General features: G+C 65.3%; 25 protein-coding genes. 15 read left to right on the forward strand and 10 right to left on the reverse strand.

The genetic code is table 11. From position 1 onward, the window contains the following. From FN835_RS21215 to FN835_RS10320, 9 genes are all read left to right on the forward strand, one after another. Nucleotides 1-261, forward strand: a 261-nt coding sequence (locus FN835_RS21215) for a hypothetical protein (protein WP_185958645.1), incomplete at its 5' end; no start/stop codon positions are given. A 37-nt stretch (nt 262-298) separates the two neighbouring features. Further along, nucleotides 299-1,075 (forward strand): DeoR/GlpR family DNA-binding transcription regulator, encoded by a 777-nt coding sequence (locus FN835_RS10285; protein ID WP_142663138.1) that lies wholly within the window; start codon nt 299-301, stop codon nt 1,073-1,075. Nucleotides 1,076-1,243: 168 nt separating this feature from the next. Beyond that, nucleotides 1,244-2,539 (forward strand): sn-glycerol-3-phosphate ABC transporter substrate-binding protein UgpB, encoded by a 1,296-nt coding sequence (gene ugpB / locus FN835_RS10290; RefSeq protein ID WP_185958646.1) that lies wholly within the window; start codon nt 1,244-1,246, stop codon nt 2,537-2,539. A gap of 49 nt (nt 2,540-2,588) precedes the next feature. Next, nucleotides 2,589-3,470: a sn-glycerol-3-phosphate ABC transporter permease UgpA gene (ugpA, locus tag FN835_RS10295; RefSeq protein ID WP_142663140.1), complete on the forward strand. Its 882-nt coding sequence runs from the start codon at nt 2,589-2,591 to the stop codon at nt 3,468-3,470. After that, nucleotides 3,463-4,332 (forward strand): sn-glycerol-3-phosphate ABC transporter permease UgpE, encoded by an 870-nt coding sequence (gene ugpE, locus FN835_RS10300; RefSeq protein WP_142663141.1) that lies wholly within the window; start codon nt 3,463-3,465, stop codon nt 4,330-4,332. The genes ugpA and ugpE overlap by 8 nt, the downstream gene beginning before the upstream one ends. Next, a complete protein-coding gene (locus FN835_RS10305; RefSeq protein WP_142663142.1) occupies nt 4,333-5,379 on the forward strand; it encodes a sn-glycerol-3-phosphate import ATP-binding protein UgpC in 1,047 nt (348 codons plus the stop codon). A 61-nt stretch (nt 5,380-5,440) separates the two neighbouring features. Then, nucleotides 5,441-6,169 (forward strand): energy-coupling factor ABC transporter ATP-binding protein, encoded by a 729-nt coding sequence (locus FN835_RS10310; RefSeq protein ID WP_142663143.1) that lies wholly within the window; start codon nt 5,441-5,443, stop codon nt 6,167-6,169. Further along, nucleotides 6,144-6,755: an energy-coupling factor transporter transmembrane component T family protein gene (locus FN835_RS10315; protein WP_142663144.1), complete on the forward strand. Its 612-nt coding sequence runs from the start codon at nt 6,144-6,146 to the stop codon at nt 6,753-6,755. The genes FN835_RS10310 and FN835_RS10315 overlap by 26 nt, the downstream gene beginning before the upstream one ends. A gap of 1 nt (nt 6,756) precedes the next feature. Then, nucleotides 6,757-7,305: a biotin transporter BioY gene (locus FN835_RS10320; protein ID WP_142663145.1), complete on the forward strand. Its 549-nt coding sequence runs from the start codon at nt 6,757-6,759 to the stop codon at nt 7,303-7,305. On the opposite strand, the gene FN835_RS10325 is transcribed toward FN835_RS10320, so the two are convergent. Continuing rightward, on the reverse strand, nt 7,292-7,948 hold the full coding sequence (locus FN835_RS10325) for a carbonic anhydrase (protein WP_142663146.1): 657 nt from the start codon (nt 7,946-7,948) through the stop codon (nt 7,292-7,294). The two genes, FN835_RS10320 and FN835_RS10325, sit on opposite strands and share 14 nt — an antisense overlap. A 145-nt stretch (nt 7,949-8,093) precedes the next feature. Between FN835_RS10325 and FN835_RS10330 the strand changes: the two genes are divergently transcribed. The 5 genes from FN835_RS10330 to FN835_RS10350 all read left to right on the forward strand — a co-directional run bounded on the left by FN835_RS10330 (nt 8,094) and on the right by FN835_RS10350 (nt 13,110). Next, complete coding sequence (locus tag FN835_RS10330) at nt 8,094-8,471, forward strand: hypothetical protein (RefSeq protein WP_142663147.1); 378 nt, start codon at nt 8,094-8,096, stop codon at nt 8,469-8,471. Nucleotides 8,472-8,538: 67 nt separating this feature from the next. Next, nucleotides 8,539-9,957: a leucyl aminopeptidase family protein gene (locus FN835_RS10335; RefSeq protein WP_142663148.1), complete on the forward strand. Its 1,419-nt coding sequence runs from the start codon at nt 8,539-8,541 to the stop codon at nt 9,955-9,957. Continuing rightward, nucleotides 9,954-10,796: a C40 family peptidase gene (locus FN835_RS10340; RefSeq protein WP_142663149.1), complete on the forward strand. Its 843-nt coding sequence runs from the start codon at nt 9,954-9,956 to the stop codon at nt 10,794-10,796. The genes FN835_RS10335 and FN835_RS10340 overlap by 4 nt, the downstream gene beginning before the upstream one ends. 11 nt (nt 10,797-10,807) lie before the next feature. Then, on the forward strand, nt 10,808-11,860 hold the full coding sequence (locus tag FN835_RS10345) for a saccharopine dehydrogenase (RefSeq protein ID WP_142663150.1): 1,053 nt from the start codon (nt 10,808-10,810) through the stop codon (nt 11,858-11,860). A gap of 77 nt (nt 11,861-11,937) precedes the next feature. Next, nucleotides 11,938-13,110: a PQQ-dependent sugar dehydrogenase gene (locus FN835_RS10350; RefSeq protein ID WP_142663151.1), complete on the forward strand. Its 1,173-nt coding sequence runs from the start codon at nt 11,938-11,940 to the stop codon at nt 13,108-13,110. Here FN835_RS10350 and FN835_RS10355 read toward each other — a convergent pair. The 9 genes from FN835_RS10355 to FN835_RS10395 all read right to left on the reverse strand — a co-directional run bounded on the left by FN835_RS10355 (nt 13,107) and on the right by FN835_RS10395 (nt 24,035). Beyond that, nucleotides 13,107-13,478, reverse strand: a complete 372-nt coding sequence (locus FN835_RS10355; protein WP_142663152.1) for a DUF3775 domain-containing protein — start codon at nt 13,476-13,478, stop codon at nt 13,107-13,109. The genes FN835_RS10350 and FN835_RS10355 overlap by 4 nt on opposite strands. Before the next feature lie 43 nt (nt 13,479-13,521). After that, nucleotides 13,522-15,318, reverse strand: coding sequence for a DNA mismatch repair endonuclease MutL (mutL, locus tag FN835_RS10360; RefSeq protein WP_142663153.1), 1,797 nt, complete (start codon nt 15,316-15,318; stop codon nt 13,522-13,524). Nucleotides 15,319-15,337: 19 nt separating this feature from the next. Beyond that, entirely contained in the window at nt 15,338-16,651 is a 1,314-nt protein-coding gene (locus tag FN835_RS10365) for a M16 family metallopeptidase (RefSeq protein ID WP_142663154.1), read from the reverse strand. Then, the gene (locus tag FN835_RS10370; protein ID WP_142663155.1) at nt 16,648-18,036 is read right to left on the reverse strand and encodes a M16 family metallopeptidase; all 1,389 of its coding nucleotides are present in this window, start codon (nt 18,034-18,036) and stop codon (nt 16,648-16,650) included. The genes FN835_RS10365 and FN835_RS10370 overlap by 4 nt, the downstream gene beginning before the upstream one ends. A gap of 109 nt (nt 18,037-18,145) precedes the next feature. Then, nucleotides 18,146-18,709: a DUF3035 domain-containing protein gene (locus FN835_RS10375; RefSeq protein ID WP_142663156.1), complete on the reverse strand. Its 564-nt coding sequence runs from the start codon at nt 18,707-18,709 to the stop codon at nt 18,146-18,148. Between the two features lie 55 nt (nt 18,710-18,764). After that, entirely contained in the window at nt 18,765-19,454 is a 690-nt protein-coding gene (gene lspA, locus FN835_RS10380) for a signal peptidase II (RefSeq protein WP_142663157.1), read from the reverse strand. After that, nucleotides 19,454-21,043 (reverse strand): bifunctional phosphoribosylaminoimidazolecarboxamide formyltransferase/IMP cyclohydrolase, encoded by a 1,590-nt coding sequence (gene purH / locus FN835_RS10385; RefSeq protein ID WP_142663158.1) that lies wholly within the window; start codon nt 21,041-21,043, stop codon nt 19,454-19,456. Before purH ends, lspA begins: the two co-directional genes overlap by 1 nt. Nucleotides 21,044-21,085: 42 nt before the next feature. Beyond that, entirely contained in the window at nt 21,086-22,732 is a 1,647-nt protein-coding gene (locus tag FN835_RS10390; protein WP_246098708.1) for a heparinase II/III family protein, read from the reverse strand. Nucleotides 22,733-22,763: 31 nt separating this feature from the next. Further along, nucleotides 22,764-24,035 (reverse strand): RsmB/NOP family class I SAM-dependent RNA methyltransferase, encoded by a 1,272-nt coding sequence (locus FN835_RS10395; protein WP_142663160.1) that lies wholly within the window; start codon nt 24,033-24,035, stop codon nt 22,764-22,766. A gap of 54 nt (nt 24,036-24,089) precedes the next feature. Between FN835_RS10395 and FN835_RS10400 the strand changes: the two genes are divergently transcribed. Next, on the forward strand, nt 24,090-24,263 hold the full coding sequence (locus FN835_RS10400; RefSeq protein WP_142663161.1) for a DUF1674 domain-containing protein: 174 nt from the start codon (nt 24,090-24,092) through the stop codon (nt 24,261-24,263). Nucleotides 24,264-24,327 lie beyond the last annotated feature (64 nt).

Here is a 24,327-nt window from a genome sequence, read left to right on the forward strand (position 1 = left end):
GCGCCCCACCGCATCCCGCGCGATCCCGCAACCGTTGATACCGCCGCCAAGAATGAAAAGGTCGGCTGGCCCCGCCTGCTCCTGCACCGCAAATCCTCCCGCGAAGCCTCCCAACTCCGTGAGCGCAGGCTGCATCCGCCCTCACGGATTCGTCAACATAAATTTTCGTTTGCTTTGCATACCGCCATTAAACGAACATCCATGTCGGACGAATCCGATGCAATCGCAGCAATCGCAAGACTTGCGCACATGGACGAATGACGTAGATTTGCGAAACGTCACCAAGGGGCAGCGAAGAATGGCACTGAGCATCCGGCAAAGCGAAATCCTTGATCTGGCACGCGCCGAAGGCAGGGTGCTGGTTGACGATCTGGCACAACGCTTTGACGTGACGCTGCAAACCATCCGCCGCGATCTGGGCGAGATGGCCGAGGCCGGACTTTTGGACCGTGTGCATGGCGGCGCGGTGCCGCGTGCGGGCACGGTCAATCTGGGATATGAGGCGCGGCGGCGCATGAATGCCGAAGCGAAAGCCGCCATTGGCGCGGCCTGCGCGGCGGCGATCCCCGACAATTGCAGCCTGATCCTGAACCTTGGCACCACGACCGAAGCCGTGGCGCAGGCGCTGATCCACCACCAGAACATCACGGTGGTTACGAACAACATGAATGTCGCCAACATCCTGCTGGCCAATCCGGGCTGCGAGATCATGGTCGCGGGCGGCGCGCTGCGGCGGTCCGATGGCGGTCTGGTGGGCGAATTGACCACGCAGTTCTTTGAGCAGTTCAAGGTGGATTACGCGGTGATCGGCACCTCGGCGCTGGACCATGACGGCGACATGCTGGATTTCGATCTGGCCGAGGTCCGCGTCAGCCGCGCCATCCTGCGCCAGTCGCGCAGCGCATTTCTTGTGACCGACCATTCCAAGCTGGGCCGTCCCGCCCCCGCGCGCATCGCCAGCATCGCCGAAGTCGATACGGTATTCACAGACCGCCCCCTGCCGCGCGATCTGGCGCAGCGCTGCGCGGAATGGGGAACGAAATTACAGATTTGTCCAACTGATAATCCTGCATGACGGCTTGGGTCATGCGCCTGTCACGAAGCTCTGCAAGGGACAGCCGCATGTCAGGCCGGACAGAAGCATTTGGCCGGACGGGAGGGGTCCGGCCCATGGCCCGCCTTCCCCGTTCGGGGCCATGCGTGAACCTCCGGTTTGCCCGAACTTATTGAACGGAGAGATATGATGAAAACTCAAGCCCTCTGGATTGCCGGTCTGGTGGCGATGCCCTTTGCGGCACAGGCCCAGACCGAAATCAGCTGGTGGCACGCCATGTCGGGCGCCAATGGCGAGGTGGTCAACAAGATCGCCACCGATTTCAACGCCAGCCAGTCGGAATATGTGGTCAAGCCCGTCTTCAAGGGCACCTATCCCGAAACGCTGAACGCAGGCATCGCCGCCTTCCGCGCGGGTCAGGCCCCTGACATCATCCAGGTCTTTGACGTCGGCACCGGCGTGATGATGGCCGCACAAGGCGCGGTGAAGCCCGTGGCCGAGGTGCTGGAGGAAGGCGGCTTCAAGTTCGACAAGTCGCAATATCTGGCGGGCATCGTCGGTTACTATTCGACGCCCGAAGGCGACATGCTGTCCTTCCCCTATAACTCGTCCTCGCCGGTGATGTATTACAACAAGGACATCTTCACCAAGGCCGGGCTGGATGCGGAAAACCCGCCGAAGACCTGGGCCGATGTCTGGACCGCCGCCCGCAAGATCAAGGAATCGGGCGCGGCCACCTGCGGCTATACCTCGACCTGGCTGACCTGGATCCATACCGAGACGTTTGCGGCTTGGAACGACACCCCTTGGGCCACGAACGAAAACGGTCTGGCAGGCCAGCCGGAACTGGAGATCGACAGCCCGCTTTACGTCAAGCATTTCCAGGAACTGGCGGACCTCGCGAAGGAAGGCGTGTTCGTCTATGGCGGCCGCACGTCGGAAGCCAAGCAGAACTTCACCTCGGGCGAATGCGGCATCCTGACGGAAAGCTCGGGCGGTCTGGGCGACATCGTGAAAGCGGGCATCAACTATGGCATTGGCCAGCTGCCCTATGACGAAACCGCGCCGGGCGCGCCGCAAAACACCACGCCGGGCGGTGCCTCGCTTTGGGTGATGGGCGGCAAGTCGGACGAGACGTATAAGGGCGTCGCGGCCTTCTTCAACTATCTGTCCCAGACCCCGGTGCAGCAACATCTGCACGAACAGTCGGGCTATCTGCCGGTGACGATGGCCGCCTATGAGGCGACCAAGGCATCGGGCTTCTACCAGACGAACCCGGCCCGCGAAGTGCCGATCCTGCAAATGTCGGGCAAGCCGCCGACCGCGAATTCCAAGGGTGTCCGCGCGGCCAACCTGCCGCAACTGCGCGACATCCAGAACGAGGAATACGAAAAGATGCTGGCGGGTCAGCAGGACGCAGCCACCGCGCTGAAGAACGCAGCCGAGCGTGGCAATGCCGCGATCAAGGAAGCCTACGGTAACTGATACGGTCGGCGGGCGCTTTCGGGTGCCCGCCCATCCAAAAGGGGGACGGATGAGACGCACGGTCTTTCCGCATAAATTGCTGCCGTGGCTGTTGCTTGCACCGCAGCTTGCGATCACGCTGATCTTTTTCTATTGGCCCGCCGCGCAGGCGTTCCGCCAATCGGTCCTGCGCGAAGATGCGTTCGGGCTGAAAACCACGTTTGTCGGTCTTGCGAATTTCCGCAAGGTGCTGGGCGATCCGGCCTATCTGAATGCGTTGCAGGTCACGGTGATCTTTTCGGCGCTGGTCGCATTCTTTGCCATGGGCATTGCGCTGTTCCTGGCCGTGCAGGCGGAAAAGGTCATTCGCGGCAAGGGTTTTTACCGCACGCTGATGATCTGGCCCTATGCCGTCGCACCCGCCATCGCGGGGATGCTGTGGCTGTTCATGTTCAATCCCAGCTTCGGCACGCTGGCATGGCCGCTGCGCCAGATGGGGATCAGCTGGAATCCGCTGCTGAACAGCAACCATGCGATGACGCTGGTGGTCGCGGCTTCGGTCTGGAAACAGATCAGCTATAACTTCCTGTTCTTCGTCGCGGGCCTGCAAGCGATCCCCCGTTCCCTGCTAGAGGCGGCGGCGATTGACGGCGCAACGCGGCGCCACAGCTTCTGGACCATCGTGTTTCCGCTGTTGGCGCCCACGACCTTCTTCCTGCTTGTGGTGAACACGGTCTATGCGCTGTTCGACACCTTCGGCATCATCCACGCCGTGACCAGCGGCGGGCCGGGGAAATCTACGGAAACGCTGGTCTACAAGGTTTATAACGACGGCTTCGTGAACCTGATCATGGGCGATAGCGCCGCGCAATCGGTGATCCTTATGCTGATCGTGATCGCGCTGACCGCCTTCCAGTTCCGCTTTATTGAACGGAGGGTGCATTATGGCTGACACCACCGACAGCCCGCTGGCCCCGCGTGGCGCGGGCCGGGCCATCGCGCATTTCTGGATGATCCTTGGCGTCATCATCGTGGCGTTTCCGGTCTATTACGTCTTTATCGCATCGACCCATTCCACCAGCACGATCCTGCGCCCGCCGCTGCCCTTGCTGCCCGGCCCCGAGGCCGCCGCCAACTATGGCGAGGCATTCTCGGGCCGCATCGGCCAGATCGGCGGCGTCAGCCTGTGGCGACTGCTGGGCAACACCACGCTGGTCGCGATGGGCATCGCCATCGGCAAGATCGCGATCAGCATGGCCTCGGCCTATGCCATCGTGTTCTTCCGCTTTCCGCTGCGTATGGCCTGTTTCTGGCTGATCTTCATCACCCTGATGCTGCCTGTTGAGGTGCGGATCCAGCCCACCTACAAGGTCATGGTCGATCTGGGCCTGATCGACACCTATCCCGGCCTGATCCTGCCACTGATCGCCTCGGCCACCGCCACGCTGCTGTTCCGGCAGTTCTTTATGACCATCCCGGATGAGCTGCTTGAGGCCGCGCGGGTGGACGGCGCGGGTCCGTGGCGGTTCTTCAAGGACATCCTGTGGCCCCTGTCGTTGACCAATGTGGCGGCGATCTTTGTGATCCAGTTCATCTATGGCTGGACGCAATACCTGTGGCCCCTGCTGGTCACCAATTCCAACGAAATGAACACGATCGTCATCGCGCTGAAGAAAATGGTTTCCTTCACCGATGCCGAAACGCCCTGGAACCTTGTGATGGTCACATCCGTGCTGGCCATTCTGCCGCCGATCCTTGTGGTCGTGCTGATGCAGCGCTGGTTCGTCAAGGGTCTGGTCGAGACGGAGAAGTAAATGGCCCGCATCCTTTTGAACGACGTTCGCAAATCCTATGCGGGCAACCCGGTCATCCATGGCATCAGCATGGATATTGCCGATGGCGAATTCGTGGTCATCGTCGGGCCGTCCGGCTGCGGCAAGTCCACGCTGCTGCGCATGGTCGCCGGGCTTGAGGCGATCACCGACGGCACCATCGACATCGGTGGCCGCGTGGTCAATGACCTTGAGCCGCGCGAACGCGACATCGCGATGGTGTTCCAGAATTACGCGCTTTATCCGCATATGTCGGTGCGTGAAAACATGGCCTATGGGTTGAAGATCGCGAAAATGTCCAAGGCCGACATCGACGCCCGCGTCGCCGATGCCGCCAAAATGCTTGAGCTTGAGCCCTATCTGGACCGCAAGCCCCGCGCTTTGTCGGGCGGCCAGCGTCAGCGGGTCGCGATGGGGCGGGCACTGGTGCGCAACCCCGCCGCCTTCCTGCTGGATGAGCCGTTGTCGAACCTGGATGCCAAGCTGCGCGTCCAGATGCGCCTGCAGATCAAGGAAATGCACCTGCGCACCGGCCAGACCTCGCTTTACGTGACCCATGATCAGGTCGAGGCGATGACGCTGGCCGACCGCCTGATCGTGATGAACAAGGGCGTGGCCGAACAGATCGCCACCCCGCTTGAGGTCTATCAGCGCCCGGCGACCGAGTTCGTGGCGGGCTTCATCGGCTCGCCCGCGATGAATATCTTCACGGTGGATGCGCAGGGCGGCACGGTCACGCTGCCGGGCGGGCATCGCCTGTCGCTGGACCTGCCGGACGGCACGCTGCGCCTTGGCCTGCGCCCCGAGGATCTAAGCCTTGGGGAGGGTATTCCCGTCGAACTCCGCTCGGTCGAGCGGTTGGGGGCGGATGCCTTTGGCTATGGGCTGATCGCGGGAACGGATGTGGCGATGACCCTGCGCCTGCCCGGCACGACGCAGGCCACGCGCGGAGATATGGTGACGGTCGCGCCCGATCCGGCGCATCTGCACATCTTCGATCCGCAGACCGGACAGCGGATCGAACGCTGAACGCTTTCCTTGGGCGGCAAAGATGCTAAACCCTAGCATTCTTTGCCGCCGCAGGTGATCCATGACGCAGCCCATCCCCGGTATCCAGACCATCGGCATGTCCTATGCCATCGGTCCGCGCCGGGTGATCGACGGCATCGACCTGCGGCTTGACGGGCCGCGCGTGGGCATCATCGGACGTAACGGATCGGGCAAAAGCACGCTGTCGCGCCTGCTGGCAGGGCTGCTGCAACCCTCGGACGGGACGATCCGCGTGGAGGGCGTCGATGTCTGGGACGACCGCCGCGCCGCAATTGCGACGCTAGGCATCCTGTTCCAGAACCCCGAACATCAGATCATCTTCCCGACCGTGCTTGAGGAAATGACCTTTGGCCTGCGCCAACTGGGCCGCGCCAAATCCGAGGCAAAAGATGCAGCCCTTGCCACGCTGGCGCAGTTCGGCAAGGCGCATTGGCACGATGCCTCGACCGAGGCGCTGTCGCAGGGACAAAAGCATCTGCTGTGCCTGATGGCCGTGATGGCGATGCGTCCGCGCTGGCTGATCCTTGACGAACCCTTTGCCGGGCTGGACATCCCGACGCGGATGCAACTTGTGCGCCATCTGGAAAGCTGCGGCGCAAAGCTGCTGCATATCTCGCACGATCCGCGCGATCTGGCGGGATACGGGCATATCTGCTGGCTGGATCAGGGCCGCATCCGCGCCACCGGCGGTCCCGAGGTGCTGGCCCAGTTCGAAACCCAGATGCTGGCCGAGGGGGCGCGCGATGATCTCGCTGACCTCGCCGGTTAGGACGCGGGCGCAGGACTGGCCGGCGGCGGCCAAGCTGGGTGCATTGCTGGCCGCCACGACCGCGCTGTTCCTGCTGCCGGGGCTGTGGGTGCAGATTGCGGCGCTGGCTGCGGTGCTTGGGCTTTACACGCTGCCGGGGCGGGTGTTTCTGCGCCACGGTCTTGCGCAGTTGCGCGTGCTGTGGCCCATCGTGCTGGTGCTGCTGGTCTGGCACGCCCTGACCGGCGATCTGCCCGACGCGCTGCGCATTGCCCTGCGCATCGTCAATGCCGTGGCGCTGGCGAACCTTGTCACCATGACCACAACGCTGTCCGACCTGACCGAGGTGGTGCATCGCATCTTTGCCCCCCTGCGCCGCGCGGGCCTGCCCGTCGCCGTGATCGAGGCAGGGATCCCCCTGGTCATTCGCTTCACCCCCACCCTGATCCAGAAAGGCCGCGCGCTTCATCAGGCATGGCGCGCCCGCTCGTCCCGCCGGGCGAACTGGCGTATCGTGTTGCCGATGACGCTTCTGGCGCTGGACGATGCCGATCATCTGGCCGAGGCGCTGCGCGCCCGCGGCGGAATTTCACCGTTTGAGGACTGACATGGAAAAGAACGTCGCACAGATCGCGCTTTTCGCGGCGCTGATCGCGGCACTGGGGGCCATTCCCCAGATCACGCTGGGATTTGGCGTGCCCATCACCGCGCAAAGCATGGGGGTCATGCTGGCGGGTGCCGTTCTGGGCGCGAAACGCGGCTTTCTGTCGATGCTGCTGTTTTTGCTGCTGGTGGCCATCGGCCTGCCGCTGCTGTCTGGTGGGCGTGGCGGTCTGGGTGCCTTCGTGGCCCCGACTTCGGGCTTTTTGATCGCATTCCCCTTTGGCGCGTGGCTGACCGGGCTGATCGTCGAAAAGCTGCAACTGCGCCCCGTCGCGCTGCGTGTGGGGCTGGCGTCGGTCGTGGGTGGGATCGGCGTGCTTTATCTGATGGGCACGATCGGCCTGACACTGGCCCTTGGCAAATCCTTTGCCGAATGCGCAAGGCTGGTGCTGGTCTTCCTGCCGGGCGACGTGATCAAGGCCGTGCTGACCGGCTTGCTGGTTGCGGCACTTGCCAAGGCAAGGCCGCAATCCGTAGGATTTACCGTTCGCTGACGGTGATGAACTGGCCCAAAGCAGGGTCGTATTGCGTGATCGTGCCTTCGGCGATGTCGTGCAGCACGCCATGCAGCGACAGATCGCCCGCATCGACCTTTTCCTTGATAAAGGGGAAGGTCATCAGGTTTTCCAGCGACACCAGCACCGCCTGTTTTTCCAGCTCGCGGACCTGCTGATCTTCGGGCAGGTCCAGCACACGCTCGTAACCGGGGCGCAGAATATCCATCCAGCGACCGACGAAGCTGGTCTTTTCCTCAAGCTCGGGGGCGTGGCCGGAACACATCGCATGGCATCCCGCAACGCCGCCGCAGCTTGTATGCCCCACGATGACCAGATGCGCGACTTTCAGCGCGTTCACCGCATATTCGACCGCAGCCGAGGTGCCGTGCTGTTCGCCATCGGGCAGATAGGGCGGCACAAGGTTGGCGATATTGCGATGGATGAAGAATTCGCCCGAATCCGCCCCGAATATCGATGTCACGTGAACGCGCGAATCGCAGCAGGCGATGACCATGGCGCGGGGGCGCTGACCTTCTTCGGCCAGCCTTCGATACCATGCCCGGTTTTCGGAAAAGGCGGTGGCACGCCAACCCTGATAACGCTGGACGAGGTAATGCGGCAGCGGACGAGCCTCTTTCATTGGTATTCCCCTCACCTGGCTTTGGCGCGCCTTGATACTCCCCAATCCGATAAAGTTCGAGAGGTTTAGCGACGCGCTCTCAACCATTTCTTGATGGGTTGCTGACAGTTTCGGCATCCAGAGGATGGATGCTGTGGGTGAATGAATGACCAAGATCGCAAGATTGACCGTCGCGGAAAACGCGACGATCGACACGCACCGGCTAAACGAAATCGTCCATGAACTGGGCGAAAACGCCGCCGTTCAGGTGATCGGCGCCGCGCTTGAGGAATTGGCGCTGGCCATGAACCACGTGCTGCAGGCCGTGGCGCGGGGCGATCTGGCGCAGGTGGCCGAACATGCGGACCGGCTGTCGCGGCTGGCGTGGCAGGTGGGGCTGGTGACGCTGGCGGGCGTGGCCGTCGATGTGGGCAGCTGCGCCGAGCGGCGTGAATTGCGGGCGCTGACGGCCACCTCGGCCCGGCTTGGCCGCGTCGGGAACCAGTCGCTCACGCAGATATGGGACCGACACGAGGGCGCTTAGGGTTGCCGGGTCTTGCGGTGTCGGCAGCGCACGCTAGGCTGCGCCAAAGACAAGAAAAGGCCCCGACATGTCCAGCTTTCCCGAATTTGCCGATCCGTCCGCCGATGCATTGCCCCTGTGGCTGGTGCGACCGGGCGAAAATGGGCCAGACCTGCCCACCCTGCCCGCAAAGGTCGGGCTGATCGGCAATGCCTGGGCCGCGGCACAGGGCTTTACCGGGCGCGCGGGGCAATTGTGCCTGTTGCCTTCGGTGTCAGGCGCGGTCGGCGGGGCACTGTTCGGCATCGGCCCCGCCCCCGCGCCGGGCGAACGGCCTGCGCGCGAACGCTTTTTGCTGGCCCGCGCCGCCGAGGCACTGCCCAAGGCAAACTGGCGCATCGTCACCAATCCCGAAGGGTTCGACCTGACGCAGGCGGCACTTGGCTGGCTTTTCGCGCAATACCGCTTTGACCGCTATAAAAAGGGCGATGCCCCGATGGCCCGGCTGGTTTGTCCCGAAAGTGTGGACGGCCCGCGTCTGGTCGCTATGGCCGCAGGTGAATTTCTGGCCCGCGACCTGATTAACACCCCCGCCTCGGACATGGGGCCGGCGGATCTTGAGGCAGCGGCGCGCGATCTGGCGACCCGTCACGGCGCGCAGATTTCGGTCATCGCGGGCGATGACCTGATCGCGCAGAATTTCCCCATGATCCACGCCGTGGGCCGCGCGGGCGCGCAGCCGCCGCGTCTGCTGGACCTGCGCTTTCCCGGCGAAGGGCCCAAGCTGACGCTGGTCGGCAAGGGCGTCTGCTTTGACACGGGCGGTCTGGACATCAAGCCGCCCGCCTCGATGGGGCTGATGAAAAAGGACATGGGGGGCGCGGCCAATGTGCTGGGTCTGGCCGAAACGCTGGCCCGGCTGGGCCTGACCAGTGGGATGCAGCTTCGCGTGCTGATCCCGGCGGTGGAAAACGCGATTTCCGCCAGTGCTTTCCGTCCCGGCGACGTGCTGACCAGCCGCAAGGGCCTGACGGTCGAGGTAAACAACACCGATGCCGAAGGGCGTCTGGTTCTGGCCGACGCGCTGGCCTTGGCCGATGATGAGGCGCCGGACCTGCTGATCTCGATGGCGACGCTGACGGGCGCGGCCCGCGTTGCGCTGGGGCCGGAACTGCCGCCGTTCTTCTGTGATGATGACGGCGTGGCGGCCAGCCTGCAAAACGCGGGCAGGGACAATGCCGATCCGATCTGGCGCCTGCCGTTCTGGGAACCCTATGAGACGATGATCGAACCTGCCATCGCCGATCTGGACAACGCCCCCAGCGGCGGCTTTGCGGGCGCGATCACGGCGGCGCTATTTCTGCGCCGCTTCAGCGAAAGTGCGCGGCATTACGTCCATTTCGATATCTATGGCTGGCAACCCTCGGCCGCGCCGGGACGCCCCAAGGGTGGCGCGGGTCAGGGGATGCGCGCCATCTTGCACGCCCTGCCGGAGATTTTGGGATGACTTCGGACCGACGCCTGACGCCTGCCACCGACCGGATTGCGCTGGACCGTTTGCAAGGCAGCCTGCCGCGCCCCGCCTATACGCCGGGCAAGCCCGCGCGGCTTACCGCGCCGCTTGCGGATCTGTGCTGTGCGCCCGGCGGTGCCCGCGACCGGCAGGTGAATTTCGGCGCGGACCTGCTGGTCATCGACGAACATGACGGGTGGAGCTTCGTGCAGGCGCAGGCCGATGGTTATTGCGGCTGGCTGCACAGTACGGCCCTTGGCTCACCCGAAGCCGCGATCACCCATCGCATCGGCGTGTCTGCGACCCATATCTATCCCGAACCCGACATGAAGACGTCCCAGACGGGCAGCCTGTCCCTTGGGGCGCGTCTTTCGGTCGTGGCGATGCAGAATGGCTTTGCCCGTCTGGCGCAGGGCGGCTGGGTTCCCGCGCAGCACATCACCGACCGCCCCGCCGATGATCCGGCGGCGGTCGCGCTGACGCTGATCGGCACGCCCTATCTTTGGGGCGGCAACAGCCGGTCGGGGATCGATTGCTCGGGACTGGCACAGGGGTCGCTGATGGCGTGCGGCATCGCCTGCCCCGGTGACAGCGACATGCAGGAACGCGCCTTTCCTGCGGTCGATGAAATCCGCCGGAATGATCTGCTGTTCTGGCGCGGCCATGTCGCCATCGCGCTGGATGACAGGCAGATGATCCATGCGACGGCATTCACCATGAATGTCGTGATAGAACCCATCGCCGACGCCGTTGCCCGGATCCAGGCGGCGGGACAGGGCGCGTATCTGGGCGTGCGCCGTCCCGACCCTGCCCGCCGCAGCGCATTTCCCTGAAAGGCTTTGCCATGCATCTTTGGGTCCGCGCCGAACACCGCCCGAACGAACGCCGCGTGGGGATCACGCCCGACGGACTGCGCGACCTGATCGCGCGCGGGTTCCGCGTCACGGTCGAAGAAAGCCCGCATCGCATCCTGCCTTTGGCCGATTTCGCCGCTGCGGGGGCGGAAACCGCGCCGCAGGGCAGCTGGCCCGACGCGCCGCGCGATGCGATCATCTTTGGCCTCAAGGAACTGCCCGAAGATGGGACGCCCCTGCCCCATCGCCACATCATGTTCGGCCACGCCTATAAGGGGCAGGCGGCAGGACCGGAGCTGCTGCGCCGTTTCCGCGACGGTGGCGGCGCGCTTTACGATCTGGAATACCTGACCGAGCCGAACGGACGCCGCCTTGCCGCCTTTGGTTACTGGGCGGGATTTGCGGGCGCGGCAGTGTCGCTGAAAGCATGGGCCGCGCAGCAGGCGGGCGGGGTCTGCGGCCCTGTTGACAGCTTTGCCACGCAAGCGGCCATGACCGATGCACTGCGCGCCGAACTGGACGCGACGGGCAAGGCACGCCCGCGTGCCATCGTCATCGGCGCGCTGGGTCGCGTGGGGTCTGGCGCGTCGGACCTGCTGACCCAGATGGGCGTCGCCGTCACCAAATGGGATATGGCCCAGACGGCCAGCGGCGGCCCCTTTCCGCAGATTTTACGGCATGATCTGTTCATCAACTGCATTCTGGCCCAGCCCGGTGCGCCGGTCTTCGTCGGCCCCGATGCGCTGGGTGCGGGTCGCGCGCTGACGGTGATCGGCGATGTGGCCTGCGATCCGACCAGCGATTTCAACCCCGTTCCGGTCTATGACCGCGCGACCGACTGGGCGCAGCCCGTGCTGCGCGTGGCGGATACCCCGGTGCTGGATGTCATGGCGATCGACAACCTGCCTTCGCTGCTGCCTTTGGAAAGTTCGCAGGATTTCGCGCGGCAATTGCTGCCGGTGCTGGCCGAGCTTGACCGGATCGAGGCGGGCGCTTGGGGTCGCGCCGGTGCGCTGTTTCGCGATCACGTGGCCCGCATCTGACGGAAATGTCAGGGAACGCGGCCCGACCAACGCCGGTTGAGTGTCCGCCATATCCCTGCAACCGACGGAAAGTGACCATGAAGCCTGTCCCCACGCTCGCCCTTCTCGCCACTCTTGCCGCCGTGCCTGCGCTGGCGCAGGACGCCCCGCCGAACGCCCCGAACCAGCAGCCTGCCTTTGATGGCCAGACCCGCGCGCCCGCGCTGTCGGATGTGCAGGTTCAGCAGCAGACCGTGATCTCGGGGCTGGAAAACCCTTGGGGGATGGCGCTGCTGCCCGATGGCGGCTGGCTGATCACCGAAAAGCCGGGGCGGATGCGGCTGTTCCAGAACGGTCAGTTGTCCGAGCCGCTGACCGGCCTGCCAGACGTCGATGCCCGCGGCCAAGGCGGCCTTCTGGACGTGGCCGTCGCCGATGATTTCGCCCAGACCCGCCGCGTCTGGTTCAGCTTTGCCGAACCTCGCGATGGCGGCAAGAACGCCACCGCTGTCGCCACCGGCACGCTGTCGCAGGACGGCACCGCGATCGAGGGCGCTAAGGTCATTTTCCAGCAGCAGCCCGCATGGGATTCGGACAAGCATTACGGCTCGCGTCTGGTATTCGACAATGACGGCATGTTGTTCGTCACGACCGGAGAGCGGTCGAACATGGATTCGCGGCCCTTGGCGCAGGATGTGAACACCCATATGGGCAAGGTGCTGCGCATCGACCCCGAAACCGGGCGCGGCCTGTCCACCAATCCCTTTGCCAATGGCGGCGGTCAGCCCGAAATCTGGTCATGGGGCCACCGCAACCTGCAATCCGCCGCGCTGGACAGTCAGGGACGGTTGTGGACGGTGGAGCATGGCGCGAAAGGCGGGGATGAGCTGAACCGCCCGGAATCGGGCAAGAACTACGGCTGGCCCACCATCACCTATGGCGTGGAATACAGCGGCAAGACCATCGGACAAGGCCTGACCGCGGCCGAGGGGATGGAGCAGCCGGTCTATTACTGGGATCCCGTCATCGCCCCCAGCGGCATGGCGTTCTATGAAGGCGAGATGTTCCCCGAAATGCGCGGCGATGCGCTGATCGGCGGGCTGAAATCCAGTTCCGTTGTGCGGCTCAAGATGGAGGGCGACCGCGTTGCGGGCCAGCAGCATCTGGCCGAAGGCATCGGACGGGTGCGGGACGTGGCCGTGGCCCCGGACGGCGCGATCATGGTGCTGACCGATGCGCGCGACGGGGCGCTGGTCCGGCTGTCGCGTTAAACGGGGCGCTGCAGGTCGTCCTCGGCGGCTTCGGGTGACAGGCCAAGCGCCTCCATCCCGGCCTCAAGATAGTCGGCAAGCTGCGGTTCGCCCATCAGATAGCTTTCGGTGGGAGCGCGGCTTTCGGCCTTGGCGGTGCGGATCGCCTCGGCCAGTTCATCGGCTGCAAAGGTATCGCGACCGATCCACATGACCGCGACAAGGCTGGCCTTTTCATCGTCGTTCAGCGCGGCGATGAATTCGGACAGTTCGGTTTCCGTCCCGTGACCGGTGCGCTGGCCGCTATGGGCCCAAGCGTTGACGCCGCTGTCGTATTCCCGCGCACGGATGATGACATGGGCGATCTTGTCCGGTGTTATTTCCAGCATGGGGCACCTCCTGCTGGCAGTGTCGCGCCACAGGCAGCAGGCGTCAACGCCCGAACAGGCGTTCGATATCGCTCAGCTTCAGCTCGATCCAGGTCGGGCGACCGTGGTTGCACTGGCCCGATTTCGGCGTCCGCTCCATCTCGCGCAGCAGCGCGTTCATTTCGTCCCCGTTCATCCGGCGACCCGACCGGACCGAGCCGTGGCAGGCCATCGACGACAGCACCGCATCGACCCGCGCCCGCAGCCGGTCCGAGGTGCCCTGGTCGGCCAGATCGTCCAGAATGTCGCGGATCAGGCGCGGGGCGTCGATGCGCTTGATCAGCGCCGGAACCTCGCGCACCGCCACCGCGCCGCCGCCAAAGGGTTCGATGACCAGCCCTAAAGCGGCCAGTTCATCGGCAATCGACAGGATGCGCGTGGCGTCGGCATCGGACAGTTCGACGATTTCAGGGATCAGCAGGGCTTGGGTCGCTATGCCATTCGCGTCGGCCTGCGCTTTCAGGCGTTCATAGACCAGACGTTCATGCGCGGCGTGCTGATCGACAATGACGATGCCGGTCGCGGTCTGGGCGATGATCCAGTTTTCATGCAGCTGCGCACGGGCTGCACCCAGCGGCGCATCCGGTTCCGGCGTCATGGGTTCGGGTTCCACCCGCGCCGTCGGCGCTTCGGCAAAGCCCATAGGCGCCTGCAGGGCAAGGCTGGCACTGATCGCCGCGCCCGAGGGACGGTAATCGGCCTGATAGCTGCGGACAGGCTCAACCCGCGCTACATCCAGCGCCGCCGTGGCAACCGTGGACGATGATCGATGCCCTGCCCCCGCCAGCGCATGACGCAGGGCGGATACGACCAGTCCACGTGCCACATCGGGTTCGCGGAACCGCACCTCGGCCTTGGCGGGATGGACGTTGACGTCAACGCAATGCGGATCGCAGGTGACGAACAGCACCGCCGCCGGATGTCGCCCGGACGCCAGCACATCCATATATCCCGCCCGCAAAGCGCCCGTCAGCAGCTTGTCCCGCACCGGACGACCGTTGACGAACAGATGCTGCGCCACCGCCGCACCGCGCGAATAGGTGGGCAGTGCGGCAAATCCGGTCAGGCTGATGTCATCGCGCGTGGCGTCGATGGGCAGGGCGTTTTCGATGAAATCCCGCCCCATGACGCGACCCAGCCGGGTTTGCAGCGCACCGAACAATTCGCCCTGTTCGGCATCGGCGCGAAACAGCACGCGGCCCTCGTCTTCGTCGGTCAGGGTGAAGCCCACGAAGGGCTCGGCCATGGCAAGGCGGCGGATGACATCGACCACGGCCTGCGTCTCGGCCCGGTCGCTGCGCAGGAATTTCAGCCGCGCGGGTGTGGCAAAGAACAGATCGCGAAGCTCGACCACGGTGCCGCGATTGCCAGCGGCGGGCTTGACCGCGCCCAGCTTGCCGCCGGTAACTGTCAGTTGCGCCGCGTCGAACCCCTGCGCGCGGCTGGTCAGGGTCAGGCGCCCCACGGCGCCAAGGCTAGGCAAAGCCTCGCCGCGGAAACCAAAGCTGCGGATGTCCAGCAGATCGCTGCCGTCGATTTTCGACGTGGCGTGGCGCGACAAGGCCAGCGGCAGATCCTCGGCCGTCATGCCGCAACCGTCATCGCTGACGCGGATCAGCGCCTTCCCGCCCTTGGCAATCGCCACGTCAATGCGGCTGGCCCCGGCATCCAGCGCGTTTTCCACCAGTTCCTTGACGGCGGATGCCGGACGTTCGACCACCTCGCCCGCCGCGATGCGGTTGGCGGCGGCTTCGTCCAATTGCCGGATGGTGGGGCGCATGTTGGGGGCATGTGAGTTCATGCCCCCAGATTTAGCAGTTTCAGTTCGTCGCGTCGATGCCTTCGGGGCGACCGACCAGCACGAAACGGATCTGGTCCGAATGCAGCAGCCGCTGCGAGACGCGCTGCACATCCGCCGCCGTCACCGCCTCGATCTTCGAATTGCGGGTGTTGACGTAATCGGCGGGCAGGCCGATCAGCTGCATCCCGGCGAGAATGCTGGCAATCTTGCCATTGCCGTCGAAGCGAAGGGGATATTCGCCCGTCAGATAGGTCTTGGCGTCGGTCAGTTCCTTGTCCGTCACGCCGTCCTTGGCAAAGCGGTCCCATTCGCTGCGGATCAGACCCACGGCCTCGGCCACCTTTTCATTGGCGCTGGCCATGCCGCCCTGCCAGGTTTCGCCGTAAACGCCGTTCGACAGGCCCGTGGCCACGCCATAGGTCAGGCCGCGCTTTTCGCGGATCTGGTCCATCAGGCGCGACGAAAAGCCGCCGCCGCCAAGGATGTGATCGGCGACGAAGGCCGCGAAATAATCGGGATCGTCCATCGGCAGGCCGGGCTGGGCGAAGCTGACCACGGTTTGCGGGCTGTCCCAGTCGATGACCGAAACACCGCCCTTAAGCTGAAGCGTCGCGGGCTGCGGCAGGGGTGCGCTGCCGGTCGCAGGCAGACCGCCCAGAACATCGTCCAGCAGCTTGCCCAGATCTTCGGCATTGATGTCGCCCGATGCCGCGACAAATACGCGGTCGCGGGCCAGCACCCGGTTCTTGGCGTCGATCAGATCGTCGCGGGTAAGCTGCCCCACCGATTCCGCCGTGCCGTTGATCGATGTGGCATAGGGATGATCGCCCCAGGCCAGCTTGGCCAGTTCCTTGGAGGCGATGGATTGCGGATCGGTCGCCTCGGAGCGGATCACGGATTGGACCTGTGCGCGCACCCGCTCGACCGCATCTTGGTCGAAACGCGGGTCGGTCAGCGCCTGACGCAGCAGGTCTGCCGCCTGATCGCGGTTTTCGGTCAGCGCACGGGCGCTGACGACCAGCGCATCGTCGCTGACATCGAACCGGGCCATGGCACCAAGGCTTTCCACGCCCTCGGCAAACTGGACCGAGTTCATGTCGCCCGACCCCTCCTCCAGAAGCGCGGTCATCAGATTGATCGCGCCGCGCTTGTCGGGCGCATCCAGACTGGCTCCGCCCTTGAACATCAGCGTCATGGCGGTGAAGGGGATCGAATGATCCTCGACCAGCCAGGCCTTGATCCCCCCCGGAGAGGTGATCTGCTGAATGTCGATGGCACGGGCCGGAAGCGCCGCCAGCGCGACGAAAACGAAAGTGGCAAAAGCGCGGATCATTCGACTTCCCCCGGTTGGGCCGAGACGGGTTGGGCTGTGGCACCCGGTTGCGGCGCGCCTTCGGGCAGCAGCCAGCCGGTAACGCTGGCGCGGCTGTCCAGCACCAGCTTGGCCGCGGCGCGAATATCGTCAGCGGTGACGGCGCCCAGAATATCGGGCCAGTCATTCACATCCTCGATCGTCAGGCCGATGGACAGGCCCTGTCCATAGTCATAGGCGCGGCCATGCGCCGAATCCTGGGCATAGACGCGGGCGGCCTGGATCTGGGTCTTCACCCGCTCAAGCTGCGCCGCGTCGGGACCGTCGGTCAGGAATTTCTGCAAGGCCGCGTCCAGCGCCGCTTCGGCATCGGCATTGCTGACACCCGGCGCGGGCACCATCGAGATGCCGAAGGTGGTCGGATCGACCGAAAGCCCGTCATAACCCGCATCGACGTAAAGCGCCTTGCCGGTCAGCACCAGATCGCGCGCCAGAACCGAGGTCTGCGCCGAACCGGCCAGCAGTTCCGCCAGCACCGACAGCGCTGCTGCGGTCTTTTGGTCGCCCGCATTGCGTTCGGGGGCAAGCGTGGTGCGGATCATCACCGGCTGCGCCACGCGCGGGTCCGAACGCTCCATCCGGCGGGCGGAACGTTGTTCGGGTTCTTGCGGGCGCGCCTTGCGGGTGGCATCCGGCTTGGCGGGGATGGGGCCGTAATACTGCTCGGCCAGTTCCTTGGCCTTTTCGGGTGTCACATCGCCCGCGATGATCAGCACCGCGTCATTCGGCGCATAATGCGCATCATACCACGCAATCGCGTCGTCGCGGGTCAGCCCCTCCATTTCCTGCCGCCAGCCGATCACCGGACGGCCATAGGGGTGGTTGTAGAACTGCACCGCGCTGCGTTCTTCGGAAAACTGCGCGGACGGATCGCTGTCGGTGCGCTGAGAGCGTTCTTCCAGCACGACCTGCCGTTCGGCCTTCCAGTCATCCTCGCCGATCTTCAGATTCTGCATCCGGTCGGCTTCCATCTCCATGACCAATGGCAGGCGGTCCGCCGCGATGCGCTGGAAATAGGCAGTGTAGTCATAGCTGGTAAAGGCATTGTCCATGCCGCCATTCGCCGTCACGGTCTTGGACAGCTCGCCCGGTCCCAGCTTGTCGGTGCCCTTGAACATCAGGTGTTCAAGGTAATGCGCGATGCCCGACTTTCCGGGCATCTCATCGGCGGAACCGATCTTGTACCAGACCATCTGGACGACGACCGGGGCGCGATGATCCTCGATCACCACGGCCTCGAGCCCGTTATCCAGTTTGAAGTGACTGATACCTTTCGGCATTTCGGCCAGCGCGGGGGTCGCGGCCAGCGCCAGCGCAAAGGGCGCAAGGCGGACAAGCATTTTCATGGGCAGGCTCCGGTTCCGGGTCGCGCCAAGACCTTGGCCCGGCCCGCGCGGGTGCGCAAGCCTGCCGTCCGTCATCTAAGCGTGATCGCCGCGCGAGAGGGAGCGGTGCTTAATCGACCAGCCGGTCCTGCTGATAGGGGCGGTTCACCGCTTCGGCCTGTCCGGGCAGATAGCGCGGCGGGTTCGACGGCACCTGCACGCCGGTCGGACGCCAGCGATCCGCCTCGGTCCAGCTGTCCAGCGTCATGTCTTCGTAGGCGCGGTAATAGACGTTGGTGCGTGCCAGAATTTCCAGGGCGCGGCGGCTGTGGCGCGAACGCCATTCCAGATCTTCCTGCGCGGTGATCTGGCGGATGCCTGCATCCCGGCCCAGACGCGAGGTATAGGCCAGAAGCGCGCCATCGGCGGCCCCCACGCCCTGCGCGGCCAGTTGACCGGGATTGCCGCCAAGCGCCGCGACCGCATCGGCCTGCGGCGTGGCGTCGGTGATGTTGCCGCCACCGGGCGTAGGCGCGGGCAGCACGTTCAGGTCTGTCGGCATCGACAAGGGCTTGGTCGGCACGATGGCGAATTCATCGGGGCCATCGCCGCTTGATGCGGTATTCATCAGGTGCGGATCGGTGCTGCACGCGGCAAGCAGCAGCATGGTCGTGGTCAGCGCAATCGCCCGCATCTTTCCGTCCCTCAACTTCTTCTGGACCCGTTCTTAGCCTGTCTTGCCGCGCCCGTCACGCCTTGTCGTCACGAGGCTTGTCCAAGGGCAGGTCTTCCAGCAAAAGCTCGCCCTGTCCTTGGGATGCGGCGGGTTTCGTGCCGGACTGCGGCTCGGCCCGCGGGGTTCGGGGCTTGGCGGGCGCGCGGCGTTTCTTGGGTTCGGGCTTTTTCTGCGGTGGCAACAGCACAAGGCCGATCGCACCCACGAAGATGGCGATGTCGGCCACGTTGAAGCTGTAGGGGTTGCGCCAGCCCGGCAGCGACATGTTCAGGAAATCCGCGACCGCGCCATACATCACGCGATCCACGACATTGCCCAAGGCCCCGCCTATCAGCATACCCGCGCAGATCTGCGCGAACTTGCTGGGCTTGGCGCGCCCGACCCAGATGCCGACCCAAAGACAGACCGCGAATGCAATCGCGATCAGCACCCAGCGCATCACGTCCACGTCGCTGGCGAACAGGCCGAAATTCATCCCCTGATTCCACGCCATGCGCAGGTTCAGCCAAGGGTCCAGCACGTCGATTTCGCGCACCCGGTCCAGCTGCATGACATGCACGACCAGATATTTCAGCGCCTGATCCAGCAAAAAGATCAGCGCCGCCGTCCCCCCCGCATTGCGCCAGACAGACGGGGGCGGCGGGGCTTTCGCCCGCCGCTTCGGGGCCGCCTTGCGGGCCTTGGGGGAAACAGCCTCGGCCATCAGTGACGGAAATGCCGCTGGCCGGTAAAGACCATGGCCAGACCCAGACGGTCGGCGGCCTCGATCACCTCGGCATCACGCATCGAGCCACCGGGCTGGATCACGGCCTTGGCACCCGCCTCGGCCAGCGCCTCGATCCCATCGGCAAAGGGGAAGAACGCATCCGAGGACACGGAAGACCCGATGGTCAGCGCCTGCGGCAGACCCAGCACCTCGGCCATGTCTTCGGATTTGCGCTTGCCGATGCGGGTCGAATCGACCCGGCTCATCTGGCCGGCGCCGATGCCGACGGTGGCCATGTCTTTTGCGTAAACGATGGCGTTGGATTTGACGTGCTTGGCGACGGTCCATGCGAACAGCAGGTCGTTCAGCTCGGCCTCGGTCGGCTGGCGCTGGGTCACGACCTTCAGGTCGGCGCGCAGCACGCGGCCATTGTCGCGGCCCTGCACAAGGAAACCGCCCGCCACCTGACGGAAGGCCAGACCCGCTGCGGTCGGATCGGGCAGACCGCCGGTGGTCAGCAGGCGCAGGTTCTTTTTGGCGGCAAAGACCGCCTTCGCCTCATCGGTGGCATCGGGGGCGATGACAACCTCGGTGAAGATCTCGCTGATCGCCTGCGCGGTTTCGCCGTCCAGCGTGGTGTTCAGCGCGATGATGCCGCCGAAGGCCGAGGTGCGGTCGCAATCGAAGGCGCGGCGATAAGCGTCCACGGCGCTGTCGCCCCGCGCGACACCACAGGGATTCGCGTGCTTGATGATCGCGACGGCGGGGCCTTCGGACGGGTCGAATTCGGCCACCAGTTCAAACGCGGCATCGGTGTCGTTGATGTTGTTATAGGACAGTTCCTTGCCCTGCCATTGCCGCGCGGTCGCGACGCCCGGACGGTCCGAGCCGTCCTTGTAGAACGCCGCCGACTGATGCGGGTTTTCGCCGTAGCGCAGCGGTTGGGCCAGCACGCCCGCAAAGGCACGGCGGCGAGGAGTTTCTTCGCCGATGGCACCCGCCATCCATGCGCTGACAGCCGCGTCATAGGCAGCGGTGCGGGCATAGGCGATCTGCGCTTGACGCTGGCGGAAGGCAAAGCTGGTGGTGTCGTCATTGCTGTCCAATTCGGCCAGCACGGCGGCATAATCCTGAACATCCACGACGACGGTGACGAAGGCGTGGTTTTTCGACGCGGCGCGGATCATCGCGGGGCCGCCGATGTCGATATTCTCGATGCAGTCGTCATAGCCCGCGCCCTTGGCGACGGTTTCCTCGAACGGATACAGGTTGACGACCAGCAGGTCGATCATGCCGATGCCGTGGGAATCGGCGGCGGCCATGTGTTCGTCATTGTCGCGCAGCGCCAGCAGGCCGCCATGCACGACCGGATGCAGCGTCTTGACGCGGCCGTCCATCATTTCGGGGAAGCCCGTGACCTCGGACACGTCCTTGACGGTCAGGCCCGCCTCGCGCAGCGCCTTGGCCGTGCCGCCGGTGGACAAAATCTCGACGCCCCGCGCCGAAAGTGCCCGCGCGAAGTCCAGAAGGCCGGTCTTGTCGGAAACGGAAATCAGCGCGCGCTTCAGCGGAATGCGGTCGGTCATCGGTTCAGTGGTCCCGTGAGATAGATGGCGGATTTGGCCAAGTCACCTAACGCCGGAACGCGCCAAGGTCCAGCCGATCTGCACGGCGCGGCTTTGCAGATAGGCGGAAATCACGATCTGGCGCGATGGGCGCGGCTGGGCAAGGGTGCGATCCAGCAGGCAGCTTGCCTCAAGATGCAGGCGTCCCACGCCGTCATGGGTAAAGCGCCATTCGTCGCCCGTGGGCAGGGTCAGCAGGATTTCATCGCCCTGATGACGGGCCTGCACATCGGGATGCAGATGGAAACGGATGTCGAATTCCAGACCCTCGGCGGGGCGCAGGTGATCCAGCCGCGACTGCGCACTGGCATCAAGCGCGGCCAGCGAATCTTCGCCCTGAAGCGTCGCGCCATCGGGCGACAACCACAATTCGCGCAGATGGGTCAGCCCGTGGCTGTCCAGCCAGCCGTCATGTCCCGCTAGCAGATGCGCCGGATCGGGCGAATGGGTCGGGCCGCATTCGGGCGCGGTCAGGTTGCCCAAGGCATCGCAATCGCCCGCCCAGACCAGCGCAGGGCGTTCGGTCAGCATATCGGGTTCGCCCGCCGCGCGATTGGGGTCCAGACGCGATGATGACAGCCCGTCAAGGCACAGCGCCGAATGACAGGGCGTGGCGCGGCTGGCCTTGGCCCACAGCTCTCCGAACCCGTCGCCGGGGCCGCAATTCACGATCAGCGGCTGACGCGCCACGGTGAATTCGATCCCCAGGGTCGAGGCATGGGCGCGTGTCGCCGCAGGCCCGCCGGGCGGGGCCGCCGCATCAAGGATCAGGGTCGAGCGTTGGCGGGCCATCCGTGCGAACCCCATCGCCAGCCCCTGCGCGGGCAGCGCCGCCCCTTCGGCCGCCCGCAGGCAACGGTCAAGCCGCCCCGCAGCACCGCGCCCGCCGCCGTGGAAGCAGGGCAAGCCCCCGTCAGCATGGCGCAGCGCCCGCAGGATCGGGGCGATTTCCGCGATGATCGCCCGCAATTCCGGCGGAGAGCTATGCCCCCCTTCGTCCGCGACCTCTTGCGTCCAGACCAGCAGGGCCATGGCCTCAAGCAATGTTTCGGGGGAACGGGGCTCGGACAAGGTGGCTAAGCCCATCGCATCGGCTTCTTCGGCCAGCGCGATCAGGGCGGGTTGCGCCACCGCCTGACGGTCGCGCAGCGACATGGCACCGACGGCAAGCCCCGCCAGCGCCTCAAGCCGGGGCAGGCCGTCGGGGGTGTCATACCACGTCGCGCGCAGGTGGATCAGGTGCTGGTCCAGCGCGCGAAAATAAGGCTCGGCCCCCTCACGATCCAGACCGGGCAGGATCATGCCCGCGTGGAATATCCAATGCAGCACGCGCCGCCCGGCGATGGCGGGCACCCATTCCGGCGCATCGGCATGGGGCGTGCGGTGGCGTTTCAACCAATGCAGCACGTGATGCTGGGCAACGGCGCGCGCCTTGGGCGAACCCACCGCCGCCAGATCGTCCAGCCAGCCGAAGCCGTGCAGTTCCGCCGCGACTGAGGGCGACATTTCCGCTGTAAGGAAATCCCCGGTCAGGACGATGCCGCCGATGGGAAGTTCGCCCGCAACGATCTGTTCGCCCCGGCCCTGATGGCCGATGGCCTTGGGTTCGGGTCGGCGCAGAAAACCACGAGGGCTGGGCGTTTCGTTCATGGGCGGACGCATTCGCTGGAATGCGGCAAGTTTAGGACTCTGCAAGCCTTTTTCGCAAGCGTGCGATGAAAAAGCCGTCCATGCCGCCGCGTTCCGGCCACAGGTCGGGCCGCAGCCGCAGCGCGCCTTGCGGCGTCAGCCATGCCGGATCGACGCCCGGCGCGGTGGCAGGTTCGACCAGCAGCCCCGGATGACGGGCCAGGGCGGCGGTCAACTGATCCTCGCCCTCGTCGGGCAGCAGCGAACAGGTCGCAAAGACCAGCCGCCCGCCCGGTTTCAGCAAGGACAGCGCATGGTCGATCAGCTTCGCCTGCAATTCGGCCAGCGCAGGCACGGCACTGCCGTCCCGGATCAGCGGCAGTTCGGGATGGCGGCGGATTGTGCCCGTGGCCGAACAGGGCGCATCCAGCAGCACCGCGTCCAAGGGCGCGTCGGGACGCCATGCCAGCGCGTCGCCCGCCACCAGATGCGCCGAAAGGCCGCAACGCTGCAGGTTTTCGGCTACCCGCGCCAGTCGCGATTCCGATATGTCCAGCGCCGTCACCTCGGCCCCGGCGGCGGCCAGTTGCAGCGTCTTGCCCCCCGGCGCGGCGCAAAGATCGGCGATCCGCTCACCCGGTTGCGGGTCCAGCACGCGCACGGCCAGCGCGGCGGCGGCATCCTGCACCCACCAATCGCCCGTGTCATAGCCGGGCAGCGCCGAAACCTGCGTGCCCAAGGGCAAGCGGTGCGATCCGGTGGGCAGCACCTCTCCGGGAACGTCGGGGCCCTTGGGGGTCAGGTCCAGCGCGGCGCCTGCCTCATGCGCGGTCTCGATCGCGCGGGTCACGTCGCGGCCCCATGCGTGAACCACGGGCCTGCGCAGCCATGCGGGCATCATCTGCGCGGGCAGCTTGTCCCATGCCTCCTGCGCGGCGGAAACCTTGCGCAGCACGGCATTCACCATGCCTGAAGCGGCCTGCCCCTTGCCGCCCATGCCCCGGCAGATGGTCACGGCGGCGTTGACCGCGCCATGCGGCGCCTCGTGCAATGCCAGCATCTCGACGGTGGCCAGACGCAGCAGGCGCTGGACATCCGGGCGCGGGCGGCGTTGCAGGAACGGTGCCAGAACCGCATCGGCGCGGTCGGTGCGGCGCATCACCTCCAGCGCAAGGCGGCGGGCGCGGGCGCGGGCGGATGGCGAAAGCTCCTCGGTCAGGGCGACGGCTTCGTCCATGGTCGCGCCGTCCTCGATCGCGGCCAACAGGCGCAATGCGCCCAGCCGTGCCTGATCCCCCGGTTCACCCTTGCGCGTCTTGTCCAATGCCGTCCCCTTGCCTAGATTGGACAGGTCTAACGCAAAGCAGGGAAAGCCGCCATGACCGACCGGAAAGATCTGCCCGCCGCAGCCCAGCGCGCACTGGCCGAAGCCGAGGCGCGGCGCAATCAGGCCAAGGCGCTGGACCTGCCCACCGAGCTTGGCGGACGCGACGGACCCGAGCCCGTGCGCTTTGGCGATTACGAGAAAAAGGGCATCTGCGTCGATTTCTGACGCACCGTTCACGCGGGCTGGCGAATCCGTGATCGGATGGCGGATTGCCGTTTACCTGCCGTTG

The organism is Paracoccus laeviglucosivorans, assembly GCF_900182695.1.
GTDB classification, from domain to species: Bacteria; Pseudomonadota; Alphaproteobacteria; order Rhodobacterales; family Rhodobacteraceae; genus Paracoccus; species Paracoccus laeviglucosivorans.